Here is a 15,185-nt window from a genome sequence, read left to right as displayed (position 1 = left end):
AATATATTTGCCATCCGCAAAAAGGGGGATTAGCTCAGCTGGCTAGAGCGCTTGCATGGCATGCAAGAGGTCATCGGTTCGACTCCGATATTCTCCACTCAAGCACTTAATGTACCTGGTGTTCAGCTATTTAGCAACACACCAGGTACTAACTCTGCCAAAACTCTGCCACAGCCCGCCAATTTCGGCGGCATGGAAAGTGCAGAAGTTACCTACACAACACCCCGCTTATTCAAGGGAAAAACCATTGATCTTGTTCCAAAAGGCAGCACCAAAGCCAAAGAGGAAGCGAAACAAAGCTGGTATGTGGAATTCTTTTTCTATAACCCCGGTCTCGGGGAAATGGAAAGGTTCAGGTTCAGCAAGAACCTGAACAGGATCAAGGAACCTAAAGAAAAGCTTAATCTTTTCACAGAACTCTTAGATACCTACAAAGATGCTTTGGATGGTGGCTGGAGCCCGATTGACGAAAAATCCAATGAGAAACTCAAACGGGAAGTTGTATCGCTTACCCTCGGCCAAGGCAAAGAACTTTTCGAAGCCTACCACAAAGCGAAAGGAACCCGAAAAAAATCTATCCAGACTTACCTGTCCAAGGTTAAGCCCTTTATTGATTTTTACGGTGCGCATAAAATGGTGAACGAGATCACCGATTACGAAATCACCCACTTCTTAGATCACCAGGAACAAACCGAAAAGTGGCTGGGCGTTACTTACAACAATTCGAGAATTGCCCTGAACAACTATTTCAAATACCTTAAAAAGAACAAATATATTGAGGTCAACCCGGTAACCGATACGGAAACCAGGACAAAGATTGCCACGGAATCGCACCAGGTATTTTCCGATGATGATTTTAAAACGATTATGGACTGGCTGCAGGCTAACGATCCCTATTGTTTATTATTCGTCAGGATGATTTATTATACCTGTATCCGGCCAAAAGAATTAAGGTACTTAAAACTCAAATACATTAATTTAGAAAACAACACGATCACCATCCCGGCTTCTATTGCTAAAAACAAAAAAGCGTTACCTGTCCACATTGACCCAAGTTTGCGGATAGAACTTGATAAACTGGATATCGCCAATTCTCCCGGGGAATACTATTTGTTGGGGTCGCCGGTAACCTTTATTTCAGAGAACAGAATTGGTGAGAATACACCGTATGACCGCTTCGTCAGGTGTCTGAAAAAGGTTAAACTCAGGAATAAAAAGTACACCCTTTATTCGTTTAAGCACTTTTCCAACGTGAAGAAGTTTAAAGCGGGCTGGACCATTGCTGAAATATGCTCGGCCAACCGCCACAGCAGTCTGGTAGAAACAGAAACCTATCTCAAGGATTTATTAAAGTTTGTACAGACCAATAAACTGATACCCGCGATATAAAGCTATTTCCGCTTTTTCACCGGTCCCAAAAGGATCTCGGCCATAAACCGTTCCTTTTGGGATTTCTTTTTTAAATGCTTTGCCGGGAAATGAAGCGTATGTATTTCGCCGATCTTTTTAGTGATATCAGCAAGCATGGGTAGCGACTGGATCAAACTATCCAACTGTCGCTCTTTTTCATCCAGTTTGACTATCACTTCGATGAGCCTGCCGACAATTATTTGAGCGGTATCTCACCCTGTTCAATTCGTGTAAGCACCTCGTCAATTTGCAAAGCTGGCTTTTTGACTTCTTCCGGTAACATATTAATTCCTTTTGAAAGGCAAAACTCCACATAGATAGCTGCCATAACCGGCAGTTTCGGAAAAGGGTGAAATATTTGACCAACTTATCATTCAGGGTCATTAGGCAGATAAACGATAACAAATTAAATCTTTCACCAAATTGGGGGACTCCCATATCTTATAAAACAATCCCCTCAACTTTGACTTAAATTCTATAAGCCATGATCAATAACACAGTCGATAAAGAAGCCACAGATTCAAAACTCAGGCCACAGGTCAAACGGATAAGGCAACAGCCCCGCCATCCCATCCAGCAATTGCTGCGCTCGTTCGAGCCGCTGGAAACATTGCGCAAAACCACCGAACGAAAAATTAAAAGCAGCAATTAAAACAATCACCCGAAGGGTTCCGCAACGGCACCGGCAGGTGGCCGTTCCACGCGCTAGCGTTCAGCAAAGATGGATTTTTGTCCCCAAAAATATCTTTGCCGACTGCGCGGTGCTTACCGGGGTTCGGAACTCACCCCTCTAAAGTGCAAATTATGGCCCGCAGAAAATCAGCAAATCCCGAAAAATTATATACCTGCTCTGTAAGAACAAGGGTAACGGCCGTTGTATTTCAGCGACTTGAAAAAATGATCGGGAAAAGCGATTGCTACAGTATCGGTGAAGTGGCCCGGAAGATATTGTCTAACCAGGAAATCAAAGTTTTTTATGTTGATGCTTCATTAGATCAAACCATGGAACAACTGGCGCTGATCCGGAAAGAGCTCAAAGCCATCGGCATCAATATCAACCAGATCACCAAACGCTATAACAGTACCTGGGAAGAAAAAGGGAAAGCCTTTTATGCCATCAAAGTAACCGAACTATTCAACCCTGTCGAGCAGCGGGTAGATGAACTATTGAAAATCGTTTCTCAACTGGCGGTGGTATGGTTGCAAAAATCATAAGCGGTAAAAGGATAAAGGGCGTCCTGCATTACAATGAAAATAAAGTTGCCCAGGGACAGGCACAACTGATCATGGCCAGCGGCTTTGCAGGCGAGATCGACCAGATGAATTTTGATAGCAAGGTAAAGCGCTTTGAAAAATTAACCATGCTCAGTGATAAAGTAAAAACCAACGCCCTGCATATCTCCCTGAACTTTGACGCCAGTGAAAAACTGGATAATACAAAGATGCAGACCATCGCTGCAGCCTATATGGACAAGATCGGTTTTGGGGACCAGCCATTTTTAGTTTACCGCCATACAGATGCGGCACACAGTCATGTGCATATCGTTACCACCAATATGCAGGCGAACGGCGAACGTATCGATATACACCGCATCGGGATGCTGAAATCCGAACCGGCCCGAAAGCAAATTGAGCAGGAGTTTAACCTTGTCAGAGCCCAAAGCAAAACATTCAAGCAGCTGGCAGCTATCAAACCGGCTGATATTACCAAAGCGCAGTACGGTCATATTCCCACCAAGCGCGCTATCAGCAACATAGTGGGTGCCGTGATGAACCAATACAAATTCACCTCATTGGCCGAATTCAACGCGGTGTTAAGGCAATTCAACGTACAGGCGGATCGTGGCGGTAAGGATACCATGATGTATCAAAAGAAGGGATTGGTTTATTCCCTACTTGATAAGAACGGCAAACCAATCGGCGTTCCCATTAAGGCCAGCGCCTTTTACAGCAAGCCGACCTTATTTAACCTTGAAAAAAAGTTCGCCCAAAACACTGAAAGACGTACAGCATACCGGGACGACCTGAAGGATGAAATTGAAACGGTATTTAAGAAATATCACCAGTTAACCAAAGCCACCTTTATAGCTGAACTGCAAACGCAGAATATCCAAGCTCTGTTCCGGCAGAACGAGCAGGGTTTGACTTATGGCGTAACCTTTATTGATAATACCAATATGGCCGTTTTTAAAGGCAGTGACTTAGGCAAGAATTACAGCGCAAAGGCATTAACAGAAAGGTTTGGCCAGACAGACCAGCCCATTAAGTCAACTACAAAGACCTGGTTAAAAACAGGAAAGCCAAAACAAACGTACCTGAAACCGACTGCGCAAACTATCTACCTGAAAACCCCTGAACCTGCCACACAGCAGTTTGGTTCGGGTGTAGATAAACTGCTTAAAAATTTGATGGGAAAAACCGCAGCGGACAGCGCACCAATCACACCACGCCGCAAGAAAAGGAAAAAGCAGGAACAAGGACAGCATTTATAAACCGCAATAAAACTTTATGCAAACAGGAGAAGATATACAGGGCTTACGGAAGATTACCGAATTTACAAGGCTCATCAGCATCTTTATTTTAGCAATACATTTTTATATCAGCTGCTACCTGGCTTTCCAGCATTGGGGCTGGACGGCAAACATTACTACGCGCATTATTGTCAATATTGCCAAAACAGGTATATTTAATAACAACCTCAAACCCAAACTGGCCGCTTTGCTGTGCCTGGTTATTTCATTAATCGGTGTTAAGGGCCGCAAGGATGAAAAGATACAGCAAAACGCCATTGTTGCCTACCTGCTATCCGGTTTGCTTATCTATTTTATCAGCGTTTTGTGTTTCTATTTGAATGCTTCAGTTGGTTCTATAGCTATTTCCTATATGGGGTTAACGTCCACCGGTTACCTGTTGATCTTAACAGGTGGCGGGCTTTTATCCAGACTGATCAAAATCAGCCTGAACAATGATATCTTCAACACCGAAAATGAAACTTTCCCACAGGAAGAACGCCTGCTGGAAAACGAATATTCCATTAACCTGCCGGCCAAATACAACCTGAAAGGTAAAATCAGGGACAGCTGGATCAACTTTATAAATCCCTTCCGGGGATTATTGGTCATTGGCACACCCGGCGCGGGTAAATCTTACTTTGTGATCAGGCATATTATTACGCAGCATATCAAAAAGGGCTTTACCCTGTTCCTCTATGATTTTAAATACGATGACCTGACCCGGATCGCTTACAATACGTTGTTAAATAACCGGGGAGGCTACAAAGTTAAACCAAAGTTCTATGTCATTAATTTTGACGATCTGAGTCGGACACACCGTTGCAACCCGCTTGACCCCTACAGCATGGATGTTGTCACCGATGCGACCGAAGCGGCCCGCACGATCATGCTGGGCCTAAACCGTGACTGGATAAAGAAACAAGGTGATTTTTTTGTCGAATCACCCATTAACTTCTTAACGGCAATTATCTGGTATTTGAGAAAATACAAAGATGGGCGTTATTGCACTTTGCCGCACGTCATTGAATTAATGCAGGCAGACTATGACCCCTTGTTTGCCATCTTAGCCGAACAGGAAGAGATTAAGGTATTGATTAACCCTTTTGTATCGGCTTTCCGGAATAAGGCTAAGGAACAGTTAGAAGGGCAAATCGCCAGCGCTAAGATTGGTTTGGCACGATTGTCCTCACCCCAGTTGTATTACGTTCTATCCGGTAATGATTTTAAGCTGGATGTCAATAATCCTAATGAACCGAAAATCGTCAGCATGGGTAACAACCCGCAGAAACTACAGGTTTACGGAGCGGTATTATCGCTGTACATTTCGCGGGTCATTAAATTGGCGAACCGGAAAAACCAGCAGAAATGCAGCTTGATCTTCGATGAGTTCCCGACCATTTACTTTAATAATATTGACAGCTTAATTGCTACAGCCCGCAGTAATAAAGTAGCCACAACGTTAGCAGTACAGGATTACAGCCAGCTAAAAAAGGATTATGGCCACGACCAGGCCGATCACATTTTTAAGAAAGTCCATGATCTCCTGCGGCCCCTCCGCTCTTGGCGGAAAACCGATTGTGGCAGGCAGCGCCGCAAGCCTTCGCCGCTGCCATTATAGAGGTTGATCAATATTGATGCAAGGTAAATACCGATTGAAACTCGACACAGGTAAAACAAGATACCGTTACACTCCCTAGTCAGAGTAAGAGCTTAACAGCATATTAGTAAAAGGCTATAATTTAATATTGCGAAAGAGGCATTGGTCATAAATAAGTTATTGCAGGATTATTTTTAGTTGCCTGAGTGCTTCTGCTATTTCTTTATCGTCCAATGAGGCGAAGCCCATCCTTAGTGCATTCAAATCAAAGGATTCATTTTTATAGAACTTGCCATCGCCTATGTATAACCCTTTTTTTAAAGCATCTTCAGCCATTTTAACAAGGTTGATCCCCGGATCGAAAATCGTCCATATACCAAGGCCGCCTTCGGGAGTTTTAAAATCAATAAGCCCCCGAAATTCGGTTTTCAGAATTTCGCAAAACAGGTTTCTGCGCTGACGATAAATTTTTAATGATTTACGGAAGTGCCTGTCCATCTCCCCATCATCAAATAACACTGCGAACGCTTCTTCCAGGAGCGTATCGCCCTGCTTGTCAATCAGCTCTCTTAAAGACGCCGCAGCTTCAATAAATTCAGGTGGGCCTGCCATAAAGCCTATCCTTAAAGCAGGTGCAAAAGTTTTAGAAATCGAACCGATATAGATTACATTATGATGATGGTCAATACTGGCTAATGGTACGTAAGGCTTATTATCATAATGGAAATCAAAGTCATAATCATCTTCAATAATTGCAAAACAATATTCTTTAGCCAGGTTTAATAGTTTTAACCTTCGCTCCATACTCATCGTTACCGTTGTTGGAAAATGATGATGCGGTATCAGGTACACTGCCTTTATCTTTTTTTGCTGTAAAATCATCTCCAGATGGTTAACATCCATTCCTTTTTCGTCAACCGGAATCCGAAGCAGGTTTGCACCGGGGTATTTGAATGTTTCATCAGCAGAACCATAATTGGAAACACCTACAGCAATATAATCTTTAGGATTTAATAGCAATTGGGCAGCTAAATAAATTCCCATCTGGCTGCCTTTTGTGATAATCAGATTTTCAGGCATAACGGTTAAACCGCGGCTGTTGGAAAGATAATTACATATGGCATTGCGAAGGTGTTCAGAGCCTTTAGAGCTGCTGTATTTCAGAAAGTTTCTGCCATGATACCTCCTGGAAATGCTTCGGTACTCCCGCATCAGCACATCAACCGGTGCCAGCCGCACATCAGGAAAGCCGTCATCAATAGCGAGTGGTGTATCCTGAAAACTTTCCCATGATACCGCTTTTCCCAATTTATTCGTCCAAAGAAACGCCTCGCCCTGATATTCTTTGTTACCAACAATTGGTTTTACTTTCGGTTTATGTAACGGTAATTTAGACAGCACAAATATACCCTTGCGTTCTACCGCTTCCGCCCAGCCCTGACTGATCAATTCTTCATAACCCAGTTTTACGGTGTTTCTGTTAATACCGATCAGGTCTGCCAGTACTCTTGAACTTGGCAAAACATCAGCGGGTTTAAGTGTCCCATTAGTAATCAGCATAATAAAACTATTACACACCTGGATATGCAATGCGACTGAGGCATCTCTTTCTATCTGGATCAATGACTTATAGGGCAGCATCTGGGCTGTATTTGTTGTGTAAACTGGTCTGTAAATATAATCCAAAGAGCGGGTAGTTTTGAATAAAATTAAGAAAATGAAAAAAGTATTGGTCATAAATGCAAGTGCAAGAGGGCAAAGGTCCCAAAGCAGAAAACTCACAGAAATATTTACAGAACACTGGAAAGGTAAACGTACCGAGACGGAAATTACTAACCGGCAACTGGGAAGTGCCGATGTGCCTCATGTTAATGAAAATTGGATTGCTGCCGCTTTTAAACCTGAAACAACCAGAACCGAAGATGAAAGGAAAGCGCTCGAAACCAGCGATACCTATATTGCTGAACTGCACCAGGCTGATATTATCGTGTTGGGTACGCCCATGTATAACTGGTCTATTCCCAGCGCATTAAAAGCTTATATCGACCAGGTGGTGCGTGTAAATGAAACATTTAGGATTGACGCTACTAATATTCAATATCCCTATATCGGTTTACTGGAGAACAAGACCTTATTCCTGCTGCTTTCAAGAGGCGATCAGGGTTATGAAAAGGGCGGATATAATGAACACATGAATTTTCAGGACCCTTATCTGAAAACCGTGTTTAACATTATGGGTATACATCATATACACGTAATTGCTATTAACGGGATATCCTACGGCCCTGAAAAGGCTCAAAAATCTATAGAACTATCGCATCAGGAATTGAAAGACCTGATAGACCTGGAACTTAAACAGCAATGAAGAGCCAGATACTTAAAGGGAGTAGCTTCATTGTATTAGGAGCAATTTGTTATGGCATGTTGGGGACTTTTGTAAAAATGGCCTATCATGACGGCTTCAATATAGCTGAGGTAACCATATCGCAGTTTACCATCGGATTTGCCGTGCTATTGCTATTAACTTTGTTAAAAAAAACGGCTTCGGTAAAGGGGAATAATACAACAGGAATAAAGAGCCAATTAAAGCTGGTTGTAGCGGGAACATCATTAGGTTTAACCGGTGTTTTCTATTACCAGTCGGTACAATATATCCCTGTGAGTGTCGCCATCGTATTATTGATACAAACGGTATGGATGGGTGTTTTAGTAGAAATGATCATCCACAGAAAGATGCCAGGTTTCCGGAAGATCATAGCCGTTGTGATCATCCTGGCCGGAACAATACTGGCTACTAATTTATTTGAACAATCTATCAATGTCAACTGGATTGGTTTTGGCTGGGGATTGATGGCTGCATTATCTTACACGGCTACCATGTATTCATCCAATAAATTGGAGTTGCATCTGCCCCCTTTAAAAAGAAGCCTTTTCATGATCCTTGGCGGGCTGATCATTATCCTAATAATTTTTCACGCTTCACTTAATCAGCATTTTTCTTTTGGAATATTTCTAAGCTGGGGTTTGGTCGTATCATTGTTTGGTACTGTCCTTCCGCCATTATTATTCACCAAGGGAATGGCAATAACAGGTATTGGGCTGGGGGCAATAATCGCGTCTATTGAAATTCCCGTTTCTGTATTTATGGCGCATCTTTTACTTAAGGAGCCGGTAAGCCTGCTTCAATGGAGGGGTGTTATGCTCATTCTGTTTGCGGTAGTATTGATGAATATACCGAAAAGGCGGGTCATATACAGTTAGCATTTACTGCCATAAAACCTGTGGGTGCAACAAGCCAGAAATTGTTTAATTGTATATAAAAAAACAAAGCCCGCGATGTGCGGGCTTTGTTTTTGGAATCCTTTTTCATTTAAGATGCAGGTACGAGTAAGGTTGTGATACCGATCCTGTTCCATGCGTTGATGGTAATGATTGCGAGAATAACTTGTGCAAGATACTTTTCATCGAGCAATCCGGCAGCCCGTTCATAGGTTTCATCTTTTACATGATTGCTGATCAAAGTCACTTCTTCGGTCAACGCTAATATCGCCTGTTCTTCTTCTGAAAAGAACGGGGTATCGCGCCATGCATTAAGGGCATAGATACGCTGTTCCGTCTCGCCAGCCCTGCGGGCTTCTTTGGTGTGCATATCAATACAAAACGCACATCCGTTGATCTGTGAGGCCCTGATCTTGATCAGGTTTTTATGGGTTTTGGTCAGGGAGGTGCTTTCAATGAATTCTTCCAGCCCAAGAATCGCGCTGTATCCGGCCGGTTCTGTTTTGTCAATTTTAATACGTGTGCTCATTATCTGAATTATTAGCTTTTATTAATTATACCCACAAAAATAAAGCTATAGGTTTGGTGTTAATTATACCAGTCTTCAGATAATGGGTGGCCCAGCAAGAGATCAATTGCGCGATTAGTGGACTATTTTTTTGCAACTTCTTTCCTGACCCGGCTCAGTGTCTCCGGGGTCATTCCCAGAAACGATGCGATCATGTGTTGCGGAACCCTATAGGTCAGATCGGGATATTTATCCATGAAATTCCGGTATTTCTGTTCAGCGGTAAAACTGATCGCCGAATGGATTCGGTTTTGGCTGGCAATAAAGCTTTTGTTGAGGATGCTGTTGATTAAATCATTAAAGGCCGGTATCTGTGCGCAGAGCAATTCGAAACTGGGTTTGGTAATTAATATTACTTCAGCGTCCTCCAGCGCGTCAATATTATTAACGGATGGCTTGCCGGTCAACAAACTCTCCCGGTCACCCGTCCACCAGCATTCCTTTGAAAACCCCATGATATGCTCACCGCCATTTTCATCTACGCGGTAATTCCGCAGACAGCCTTTACAAACAAATGCATTGTATTTCCATACGTCCCCGTCCTGAAGCAGGTATTGTCGTTTACGCAGTTTCTTAAAGATACATACCGACTTGATCAGTTCATATTCTTCCGCGCTTAGCGTAATCTGGTCACTGATATACCTTTGAAATATTTCGAACATGAATCACTTTAGTGATACAAATATGCGACATATTACTTCAAAAGTTAACGGTAAATTGGCGTTAAGCTAATTCCGTCACGAGTTCAGCCAATGGTTTCCTGATCTTCTTTAACTGGAGGTTCCAATCATTGGCCTCATCCCGATAACCTATCGCCAGTAGCATGGAGCTTCTGAGGCTTTTTTTCTTCAAACCAAGCAGCTCATCTAATGCCTGGGCATTAAAGCCTTCCATTGGCGTAGCATCCACCTGTTCCAGTTACCGGGCTTACCCCTACTCAGTTCAAGGCACAAGGAATTCATTTGCGTAAATTCCTAAATGAAGTTTAGGCCTGTCAACAGGATATAAATCCTACCCATAATTATGTAACATACCGGGCTCAGCTACCCGGTATTTTTGTGTCAAAATAAAATATATCATGACACATACATATAACATTTCCGGCATGACCTGTTCAGGTTGCCAAAACAAAGTAGAGGGCCTGCTATCTAAAGTTGATGGCGTAGAAAAGGTAAGCATTGACCTGGCAAAAGGTACAGCCAATATTGAAATGGCTAAGCACATCCCAACAGTAACTTTAAAAATCGCTTTAGCCGATTATCCAAAATATCAGCTATCTGAAGTGGTAAACCCGGCACCAGTTTTCTCAACCGATAATGAGGATGAAAAAAAATCCTGGTTTGAAATCTATAAACCCATACTGCTCATTTTTGCTTACATCACAGTCACTTCATTGATTGCTGCTTTATCAGGTGATCATTTCAACCTTGTAACGGGAATGCGAATTTTCATGGCCGGGTTTTTCATTATTTTCTCCTTCTTTAAAATGCTTAATCTAAACGGGTTTGCCGACAGTTATTCCATGTATGATATCGTGGCAAAAAAGTTCAGATCATGGGGTTACATCTACCCTTTTATTGAGCTGTTCCTGGGGTTAGGCTATGCAGCGAACCTTCAACCCGATATCATTAATTACATCACGCTCGTGGTGATGTCGGTCAGCATCATTGGTGTATTACAAAGCGTATTAAATAAACGCAAGATCAGGTGTGCCTGTTTAGGCGCTGTATTCAATCTGCCGATGAGCACAGTAACGATTATCGAAGACGCCTTAATGATAGCGATGAGTGTAACTATGTTGATTATTATGCAGTAAAACCGGTTTTAGCATTGTCCGTATCTGACGCGCCGTTGTCCATTCATTCGTTTAAATACCACATACTTTTAACTTAATTAACAATAACATGAAAACATTATTAATAGCCACCCACATTATGCTAATCACCATATTTTCTTTCCATATACAGCAAAATTCGTCTGACCTAACCGCCTTGCTGAGCGCGTACTACGGCGTAAAAAATGCCCTGGTCAATTCAGATGCATTGACCGCTGCTTCTAACGCCGGCCAATTTATTAAAACCAATAATAGCTTGGAATTGAAAACGCTCCCTGGCGGGAAAATGAATGCTTTTATAGCCATTCAAAAGAATTTGATTGCTGATGCTGAACGTATAAGAACAGCGAAAGATCTGACCAAACAGCGCGAGTACTTTGCAACTTTCTCTCAGGATTTTTACTCGCTGGCCCAAATAGTAAAGTTATCCGGGCAACCCGTTTACCAGCAATATTGCCCTATGAAAAAAATGTACTGGTTAAGCAGTGAAACCAGTATAAAAAATCCTTACTACGGCAACGCAATGCTTTCTTGCGGAAGAATAACAGAAACGATAAACCCATAAACCATTAAATAAGCTAATCATCAACAGCACAAATAGACCAATATGAAAATCCTATTTTTTTTAATGTTCAGTTTGTTATTCCCATTGGTTTCTTTGTGCCAGCAAGAATCTATGTCGATGGACATGGGAGATAGCCCCAAAGGTGATCGTTTACCTTTTTATCAAAAGATAGGAGGCAGGGCAATTTATCATTTGTATATTGGTGATACTTCAGTAAACTATTCTGCCAAAAACAGGCCCGCTTTGGCCATCAATGGTACCATCCCTGCACCAACATTATATTTTACTGAAGGCGACACTGCCGAAATATATGTGCATAACACGATGATGATGGAGACATCTATTCATTGGCACGGGTTAATTCTACCTAACCGTTATGATGGTGTTTCCTATTTAACGACAACACCCATTAAAATGGGTGAAACCCATTATTATACATTTCCCATCGTACAGAATGGAACCTATTGGTATCATTCACATTCCATGATGCAGCAGCAAAGCGGTTTGTACGGTGCTATCATCATTCATAAAAGGAATGAGCCGCCGGTTAAAGAATATACCTTGTTGCTAAGTGACTGGACAGATGAGAACCCCGACCAGGTGGATCGTTCACTGCACAACGCTACTGACTGGTATGGCATCCGCAAAGGCAGCACACAGAGTTATGCAGAGGCTATCAGGGCCGGACATTTCAAAACCAAACTAACCAATGAATGGAAAAGAATGACCGCCATGGATGTCAGTGATGTTTATTATGACCGGTTTTTAAGCAACGGTAAACCCGAAAACGAGGCACCGCAATTCAAAGCCGGGGATAAAGTAAAGCTCAGGATCATTAACGGCAGTTCATCCACTTATTTTTGGTTAAAGTATGCTGGCAGCAAACTAACGGTTATAGCTAATGACGGAAAAGATGTAGAGCCTGTCGATGTAGATAGAATGATCGTTGGGGTCTCAGAAACTTATGATGTCGTGGTCACCATCCCGGATAATAAAAGCTATGAATTTTTAGCCACTGCCGAGGACAGAACAAAATCGACATCGTTATGGCTGGGAACGGGTAAAAAAGTAAAATCTGAACCGATGCCAAGACTGAAATATTTTGAAGGCATGAAGATGATGAACGATATGATGAAGATGGACGGCAGCATGAACGATATGGGCATGAAGATGAGCCTGCAGCAGATGGATATGAATACGGTGATGTACCCGGAAATTACCGGCGACGTAAAACCTGTAAAGGATACGATAATCCAAACACCGAAAGAAATAATCACCCTGAATTATGCGATGCTGCGCTCGCCTGTAAAAACCACTTTGCCCAATATACCTGCTAAAGTGCTGCACTTCAATCTTTCGGGAAACATGAACCGATATGTGTGGACAATTGACAATAAAACCGTTTCAGAAACAGATAAGATCCTGATCAAAAAAGGAGAGAACGTCCGAATCATTCTATACAATGGTACAATGATGCGCCACCCGATGCACCTTCACGGGCATTTTTTCAGATTGCTAAATGGACAGGGTGACTATTCACCGTTGAAAAGCGTGGTGGATATTATGCCAATGGAGACGGATACACTGGAATTTGCTGCTACGGAAAGTGGTGATTGGTTTTTTCATTGCCATATACTCTATCACATGATGAGCGGAATGGGCCGGATATTCAGTTATGAAAACTCACCCGCCAATCCCGAGGTACCTGATCCGCAAGCGGCCATGAAGAAAATATATGCGGATGACCGGAAAATACATATGGCTGCAAAGGTTGGCCTGGAAAGTAATGGCAGCGATGGAGAAGTAATGTTTGCCAATACCAGATACCAGCTGCAAACAGAATGGCGTATAGGGTTAAATAATAAGGACGGGTACGAATCCGAAAGCCATTTGGGCAGATATGTCGGTCAAATGCAATGGTGGTTCCCTTATGTGGGCTGGGATTTCCGTTACCGGAAAATGGATGGTCCGGAAAAAGATATTTTCGGACACATCAGCGATAAAGATAATCGAAAGGTATTTTGTATTGGTGTTGAATACACTTTACCACTTTTAGTAAAAGCTGACGCGAGGTTCGATAGCGATGGCAAACTCCGGTTTCAATTAATGAGGGAGGATGTTCCTTTATCTAAACGGCTTCGTTTTAATTTTATGGTAAACACAGATAGAGAATACATGGCCGGTTTAAGGTATGTGGTTACCAAATACTTTTCGGTATCCTCTCATTATGATAGTGATATGGGTTTAGGTGCAGGAGTAACTTTAACTTATTGATGAAATAAGATGACTCCTTACGATATTTAATACAGATCAATAACTACTGATCCTTGAATTTATTAAGCAACCGTCTGTTTATGACATAAAATTGTCCCTTTCCCGATAAAGAGATGTCTTATCTTTATACATACAATTTGTATTATATATATGCGGAAAATAGCCTTTATCATTCCCCCTTCAGTTGAGTTACTTGACCTCGCGGGACCTATGCAAGTATTTACCGAAGCCAGATTTTATGGGTTTGAAGCGGAGATGGAGTTTTATACCTTCCGGGATGGGCCGGTATCAACCTCCGGGCTTGGATTTGAAAAACTGAAACATTTTTCTAATGCCATACTAAAGGAAGGGGATTTTATTTTTATGCCAGGTATGGATTATGACTATGTCAGCAGCATTGCCTTCGGAGCTGAATGGGCATTTTTCAAATGGTTAAAAGAATGTTCAGATAACAAGGTAACGGTTTGTTCGGTTTGCAATGGGGCATTTGCTTTAGGTAAAGCCGGATTACTAAAAGATACCCAATGTACCACACATTGGCGAAGGGTAAAGGATTTACAGGAACAATTCCCTCAGGCCAAGGTAGTGGCAGATATATTGTTTATCAAGAGCAATAACGTTTATACAAGTGCAGGGATCAGTGCAGGAATTGACTTAGCTCTCGCTATTCTTGAAGATTTTAAAGGGCCTTTGTTCACTCATAAAGTAGCAAGAGGACTTGTTGTTTATCACCGCAGGAGCGGAACACACAAACAGCAAAGTATTTACCTGGATTACAGGAACCATATTAATCCGCAAGTACATGAAGTCCAGGATTATTTAATCGATAACCTATCCTCTGAAAATAATATAGATACACTCGCCGCACTCGTACATATGAGTCCGAGAAATTTAAGCAGGGTTTTTAAGGAAAAGACTGGTTCCACAATATTAGAATATCATACCCTTTTGCGAAAGGAATATGCCAATACTATGCTTAACAATCCAGAATACACCATCGAATATATCGCTGCTAAATGTGGATTCAAAACGGCCAGACAATTACAGAGGATATTAAAGAATTAATATTTAATAATCATTGAACATCCAAGATTCCTTTTTTCCTGGCAAATAAAACACCGCTTCTGATTAAAAAAGGAGGCGGA

At 42.0% G+C, this 15,185-nt stretch carries 16 protein-coding genes, 1 tRNA gene and 1 pseudogene; 12 read left to right on the top strand and 6 right to left on the bottom strand.

The annotated features are described in order from the left end of the window. Positions 1-23 precede the first annotated feature (23 nt). Positions 24-97 (top strand) — tRNA-Ala (locus JWQ54_RS17490). A gap of 95 nt (positions 98-192) precedes the next feature. Next, complete coding sequence (locus JWQ54_RS17485) at positions 193-1,389, top strand: site-specific integrase (RefSeq protein ID WP_299587309.1); 1,197 nt, start codon at positions 193-195, stop codon at positions 1,387-1,389. Between the two features lie 2 nt (positions 1,390-1,391). Here JWQ54_RS17485 and JWQ54_RS17480 read toward each other — a convergent pair whose 3' ends face one another. After that, the gene (locus tag JWQ54_RS17480; protein WP_299587306.1) at positions 1,392-1,586 is read right to left on the bottom strand and encodes a hypothetical protein; all 195 of its coding nucleotides are present in this window, start codon (positions 1,584-1,586) and stop codon (positions 1,392-1,394) included. 20 nt (positions 1,587-1,606) lie between these two features. Next, a complete protein-coding gene (locus JWQ54_RS17475) occupies positions 1,607-1,738 on the bottom strand; it encodes a hypothetical protein (RefSeq protein WP_299587304.1) in 132 nt (43 codons plus the stop codon). Positions 1,739-1,894: 156 nt separating this feature from the next. Here JWQ54_RS17475 and JWQ54_RS17470 point away from each other — a divergent pair, with 156 nt between their 5' ends. From JWQ54_RS17470 to mobC (JWQ54_RS17455), 4 genes and pseudogenes are all read left to right on the top strand, one after another. After that, positions 1,895-2,062 carry a hypothetical protein gene (locus JWQ54_RS17470; protein ID WP_299587302.1) on the top strand — a complete coding sequence of 56 codons (168 nt, stop codon included), beginning with the start codon at positions 1,895-1,897 and terminating at the stop codon, positions 2,060-2,062. Between the two features lie 152 nt (positions 2,063-2,214). Further along, positions 2,215-2,625 (top strand): plasmid mobilization relaxosome protein MobC, encoded by a 411-nt coding sequence (gene mobC, locus JWQ54_RS17465; RefSeq protein WP_299587300.1) that lies wholly within the window; start codon positions 2,215-2,217, stop codon positions 2,623-2,625. Further along, the gene (locus JWQ54_RS17460) at positions 2,607-3,902 is read left to right on the top strand and encodes a relaxase/mobilization nuclease domain-containing protein (RefSeq protein WP_299587298.1); all 1,296 of its coding nucleotides are present in this window, start codon (positions 2,607-2,609) and stop codon (positions 3,900-3,902) included. Before mobC (JWQ54_RS17465) ends, JWQ54_RS17460 begins: the two co-directional genes overlap by 19 nt. A 16-nt stretch (positions 3,903-3,918) precedes the next feature. Continuing rightward, positions 3,919-5,445: pseudogene (mobC, locus tag JWQ54_RS17455) on the top strand (conjugal transfer protein MobC); the annotation flags it as partial. Between the two features lie 252 nt (positions 5,446-5,697). Here the strand turns inward: mobC (JWQ54_RS17455) and JWQ54_RS17450 are convergent. Continuing rightward, positions 5,698-7,161 carry a PLP-dependent aminotransferase family protein gene (locus tag JWQ54_RS17450; protein WP_299587292.1) on the bottom strand — a complete coding sequence of 488 codons (1,464 nt, stop codon included), beginning with the start codon at positions 7,159-7,161 and terminating at the stop codon, positions 5,698-5,700. 76 nt (positions 7,162-7,237) lie between these two features. Here JWQ54_RS17450 and JWQ54_RS17445 point away from each other — a divergent pair, with 76 nt between their 5' ends. Then, positions 7,238-7,885, top strand: coding sequence for an NAD(P)H-dependent oxidoreductase (locus JWQ54_RS17445; protein WP_299587291.1), 648 nt, complete (start codon positions 7,238-7,240; stop codon positions 7,883-7,885). Next, positions 7,882-8,781, top strand: coding sequence for a DMT family transporter (locus JWQ54_RS17440; RefSeq protein WP_299587289.1), 900 nt, complete (start codon positions 7,882-7,884; stop codon positions 8,779-8,781). The genes JWQ54_RS17445 and JWQ54_RS17440 overlap by 4 nt, the downstream gene beginning before the upstream one ends. Before the next feature lie 109 nt (positions 8,782-8,890). Here the strand turns inward: JWQ54_RS17440 and JWQ54_RS17435 are convergent, their stop codons facing one another. The 3 genes from JWQ54_RS17435 to JWQ54_RS17425 all read right to left on the bottom strand — a co-directional run bounded on the left by JWQ54_RS17435 (position 8,891) and on the right by JWQ54_RS17425 (position 10,276). Continuing rightward, positions 8,891-9,328, bottom strand: coding sequence for a carboxymuconolactone decarboxylase family protein (locus JWQ54_RS17435; protein ID WP_299587287.1), 438 nt, complete (start codon positions 9,326-9,328; stop codon positions 8,891-8,893). Between the two features lie 122 nt (positions 9,329-9,450). Beyond that, complete coding sequence (locus tag JWQ54_RS17430) at positions 9,451-10,029, bottom strand: Crp/Fnr family transcriptional regulator (RefSeq protein ID WP_299587285.1); 579 nt, start codon at positions 10,027-10,029, stop codon at positions 9,451-9,453. 61 nt (positions 10,030-10,090) lie between these two features. Then, positions 10,091-10,276 (bottom strand): hypothetical protein, encoded by a 186-nt coding sequence (locus JWQ54_RS17425; RefSeq protein WP_299587283.1) that lies wholly within the window; start codon positions 10,274-10,276, stop codon positions 10,091-10,093. Positions 10,277-10,445: 169 nt separating this feature from the next. Between JWQ54_RS17425 and JWQ54_RS17420 the strand changes: the two genes are divergently transcribed. The 4 genes from JWQ54_RS17420 (at position 10,446) to JWQ54_RS17405 (ending at position 15,105) form a co-directional block, all read left to right on the top strand. After that, positions 10,446-11,183 (top strand): heavy-metal-associated domain-containing protein, encoded by a 738-nt coding sequence (locus JWQ54_RS17420; RefSeq protein ID WP_299587281.1) that lies wholly within the window; start codon positions 10,446-10,448, stop codon positions 11,181-11,183. An 88-nt stretch (positions 11,184-11,271) separates the two neighbouring features. Next, positions 11,272-11,766 carry a DUF3347 domain-containing protein gene (locus tag JWQ54_RS17415; RefSeq protein ID WP_299587278.1) on the top strand — a complete coding sequence of 165 codons (495 nt, stop codon included), beginning with the start codon at positions 11,272-11,274 and terminating at the stop codon, positions 11,764-11,766. 42 nt (positions 11,767-11,808) lie between these two features. Further along, a complete protein-coding gene (locus JWQ54_RS17410) occupies positions 11,809-14,040 on the top strand; it encodes a multicopper oxidase domain-containing protein (protein WP_299587275.1) in 2,232 nt (743 codons plus the stop codon). 150 nt (positions 14,041-14,190) lie between these two features. After that, positions 14,191-15,105: a DJ-1/PfpI family protein gene (locus JWQ54_RS17405; protein WP_299587272.1), complete on the top strand. Its 915-nt coding sequence runs from the start codon at positions 14,191-14,193 to the stop codon at positions 15,103-15,105. Positions 15,106-15,185: the final 80 nt, after the last annotated feature.

It is taken from the genome of Mucilaginibacter sp., from assembly GCF_028288225.1.
Lineage (GTDB): Bacteria > Bacteroidota > Bacteroidia > Sphingobacteriales > Sphingobacteriaceae > Mucilaginibacter.
Note: the sequence above shows the minus strand (reverse complement) of the source record. Positions and strands in the feature narration are given on the sequence as shown.

Excerpts from the sequence above, each read along its gene's own strand:
- JWQ54_RS17450 (WP_299587292.1), bottom strand. The coding sequence starts at position 7,161 with ATGCTGCCCTATAAGTCATTGATCCAGATAGAAAGAGATGCCTCAGTC.
- JWQ54_RS17460 (WP_299587298.1), top strand. The coding sequence starts at position 2,607 with ATGGTTGCAAAAATCATAAGCGGTAAAAGGATAAAGGGCGTCCTGCAT.
- mobC (WP_299587300.1), top strand. The coding sequence starts at position 2,215 with ATGGCCCGCAGAAAATCAGCAAATCCCGAAAAATTATATACCTGCTCT.
- JWQ54_RS17435 (WP_299587287.1), bottom strand. The coding sequence starts at position 9,328 with ATGAGCACACGTATTAAAATTGACAAAACAGAACCGGCCGGATACAGC.
- JWQ54_RS17475 (WP_299587304.1), bottom strand. The coding sequence starts at position 1,738 with ATGGCAGCTATCTATGTGGAGTTTTGCCTTTCAAAAGGAATTAATATG.
- JWQ54_RS17430 (WP_299587285.1), bottom strand. The coding sequence starts at position 10,029 with ATGTTCGAAATATTTCAAAGGTATATCAGTGACCAGATTACGCTAAGC.
- JWQ54_RS17410 (WP_299587275.1), top strand. The coding sequence starts at position 11,809 with ATGAAAATCCTATTTTTTTTAATGTTCAGTTTGTTATTCCCATTGGTT.
- JWQ54_RS17445 (WP_299587291.1), top strand. The coding sequence starts at position 7,238 with ATGAAAAAAGTATTGGTCATAAATGCAAGTGCAAGAGGGCAAAGGTCC.
- JWQ54_RS17485 (WP_299587309.1), top strand. The coding sequence starts at position 193 with ATGGAAAGTGCAGAAGTTACCTACACAACACCCCGCTTATTCAAGGGA.
- JWQ54_RS17470 (WP_299587302.1), top strand. The coding sequence starts at position 1,895 with ATGATCAATAACACAGTCGATAAAGAAGCCACAGATTCAAAACTCAGG.
- JWQ54_RS17420 (WP_299587281.1), top strand. The coding sequence starts at position 10,446 with ATGACACATACATATAACATTTCCGGCATGACCTGTTCAGGTTGCCAA.
- JWQ54_RS17415 (WP_299587278.1), top strand. The coding sequence starts at position 11,272 with ATGAAAACATTATTAATAGCCACCCACATTATGCTAATCACCATATTT.
- JWQ54_RS17440 (WP_299587289.1), top strand. The coding sequence starts at position 7,882 with ATGAAGAGCCAGATACTTAAAGGGAGTAGCTTCATTGTATTAGGAGCA.
- JWQ54_RS17405 (WP_299587272.1), top strand. The coding sequence starts at position 14,191 with ATGCGGAAAATAGCCTTTATCATTCCCCCTTCAGTTGAGTTACTTGAC.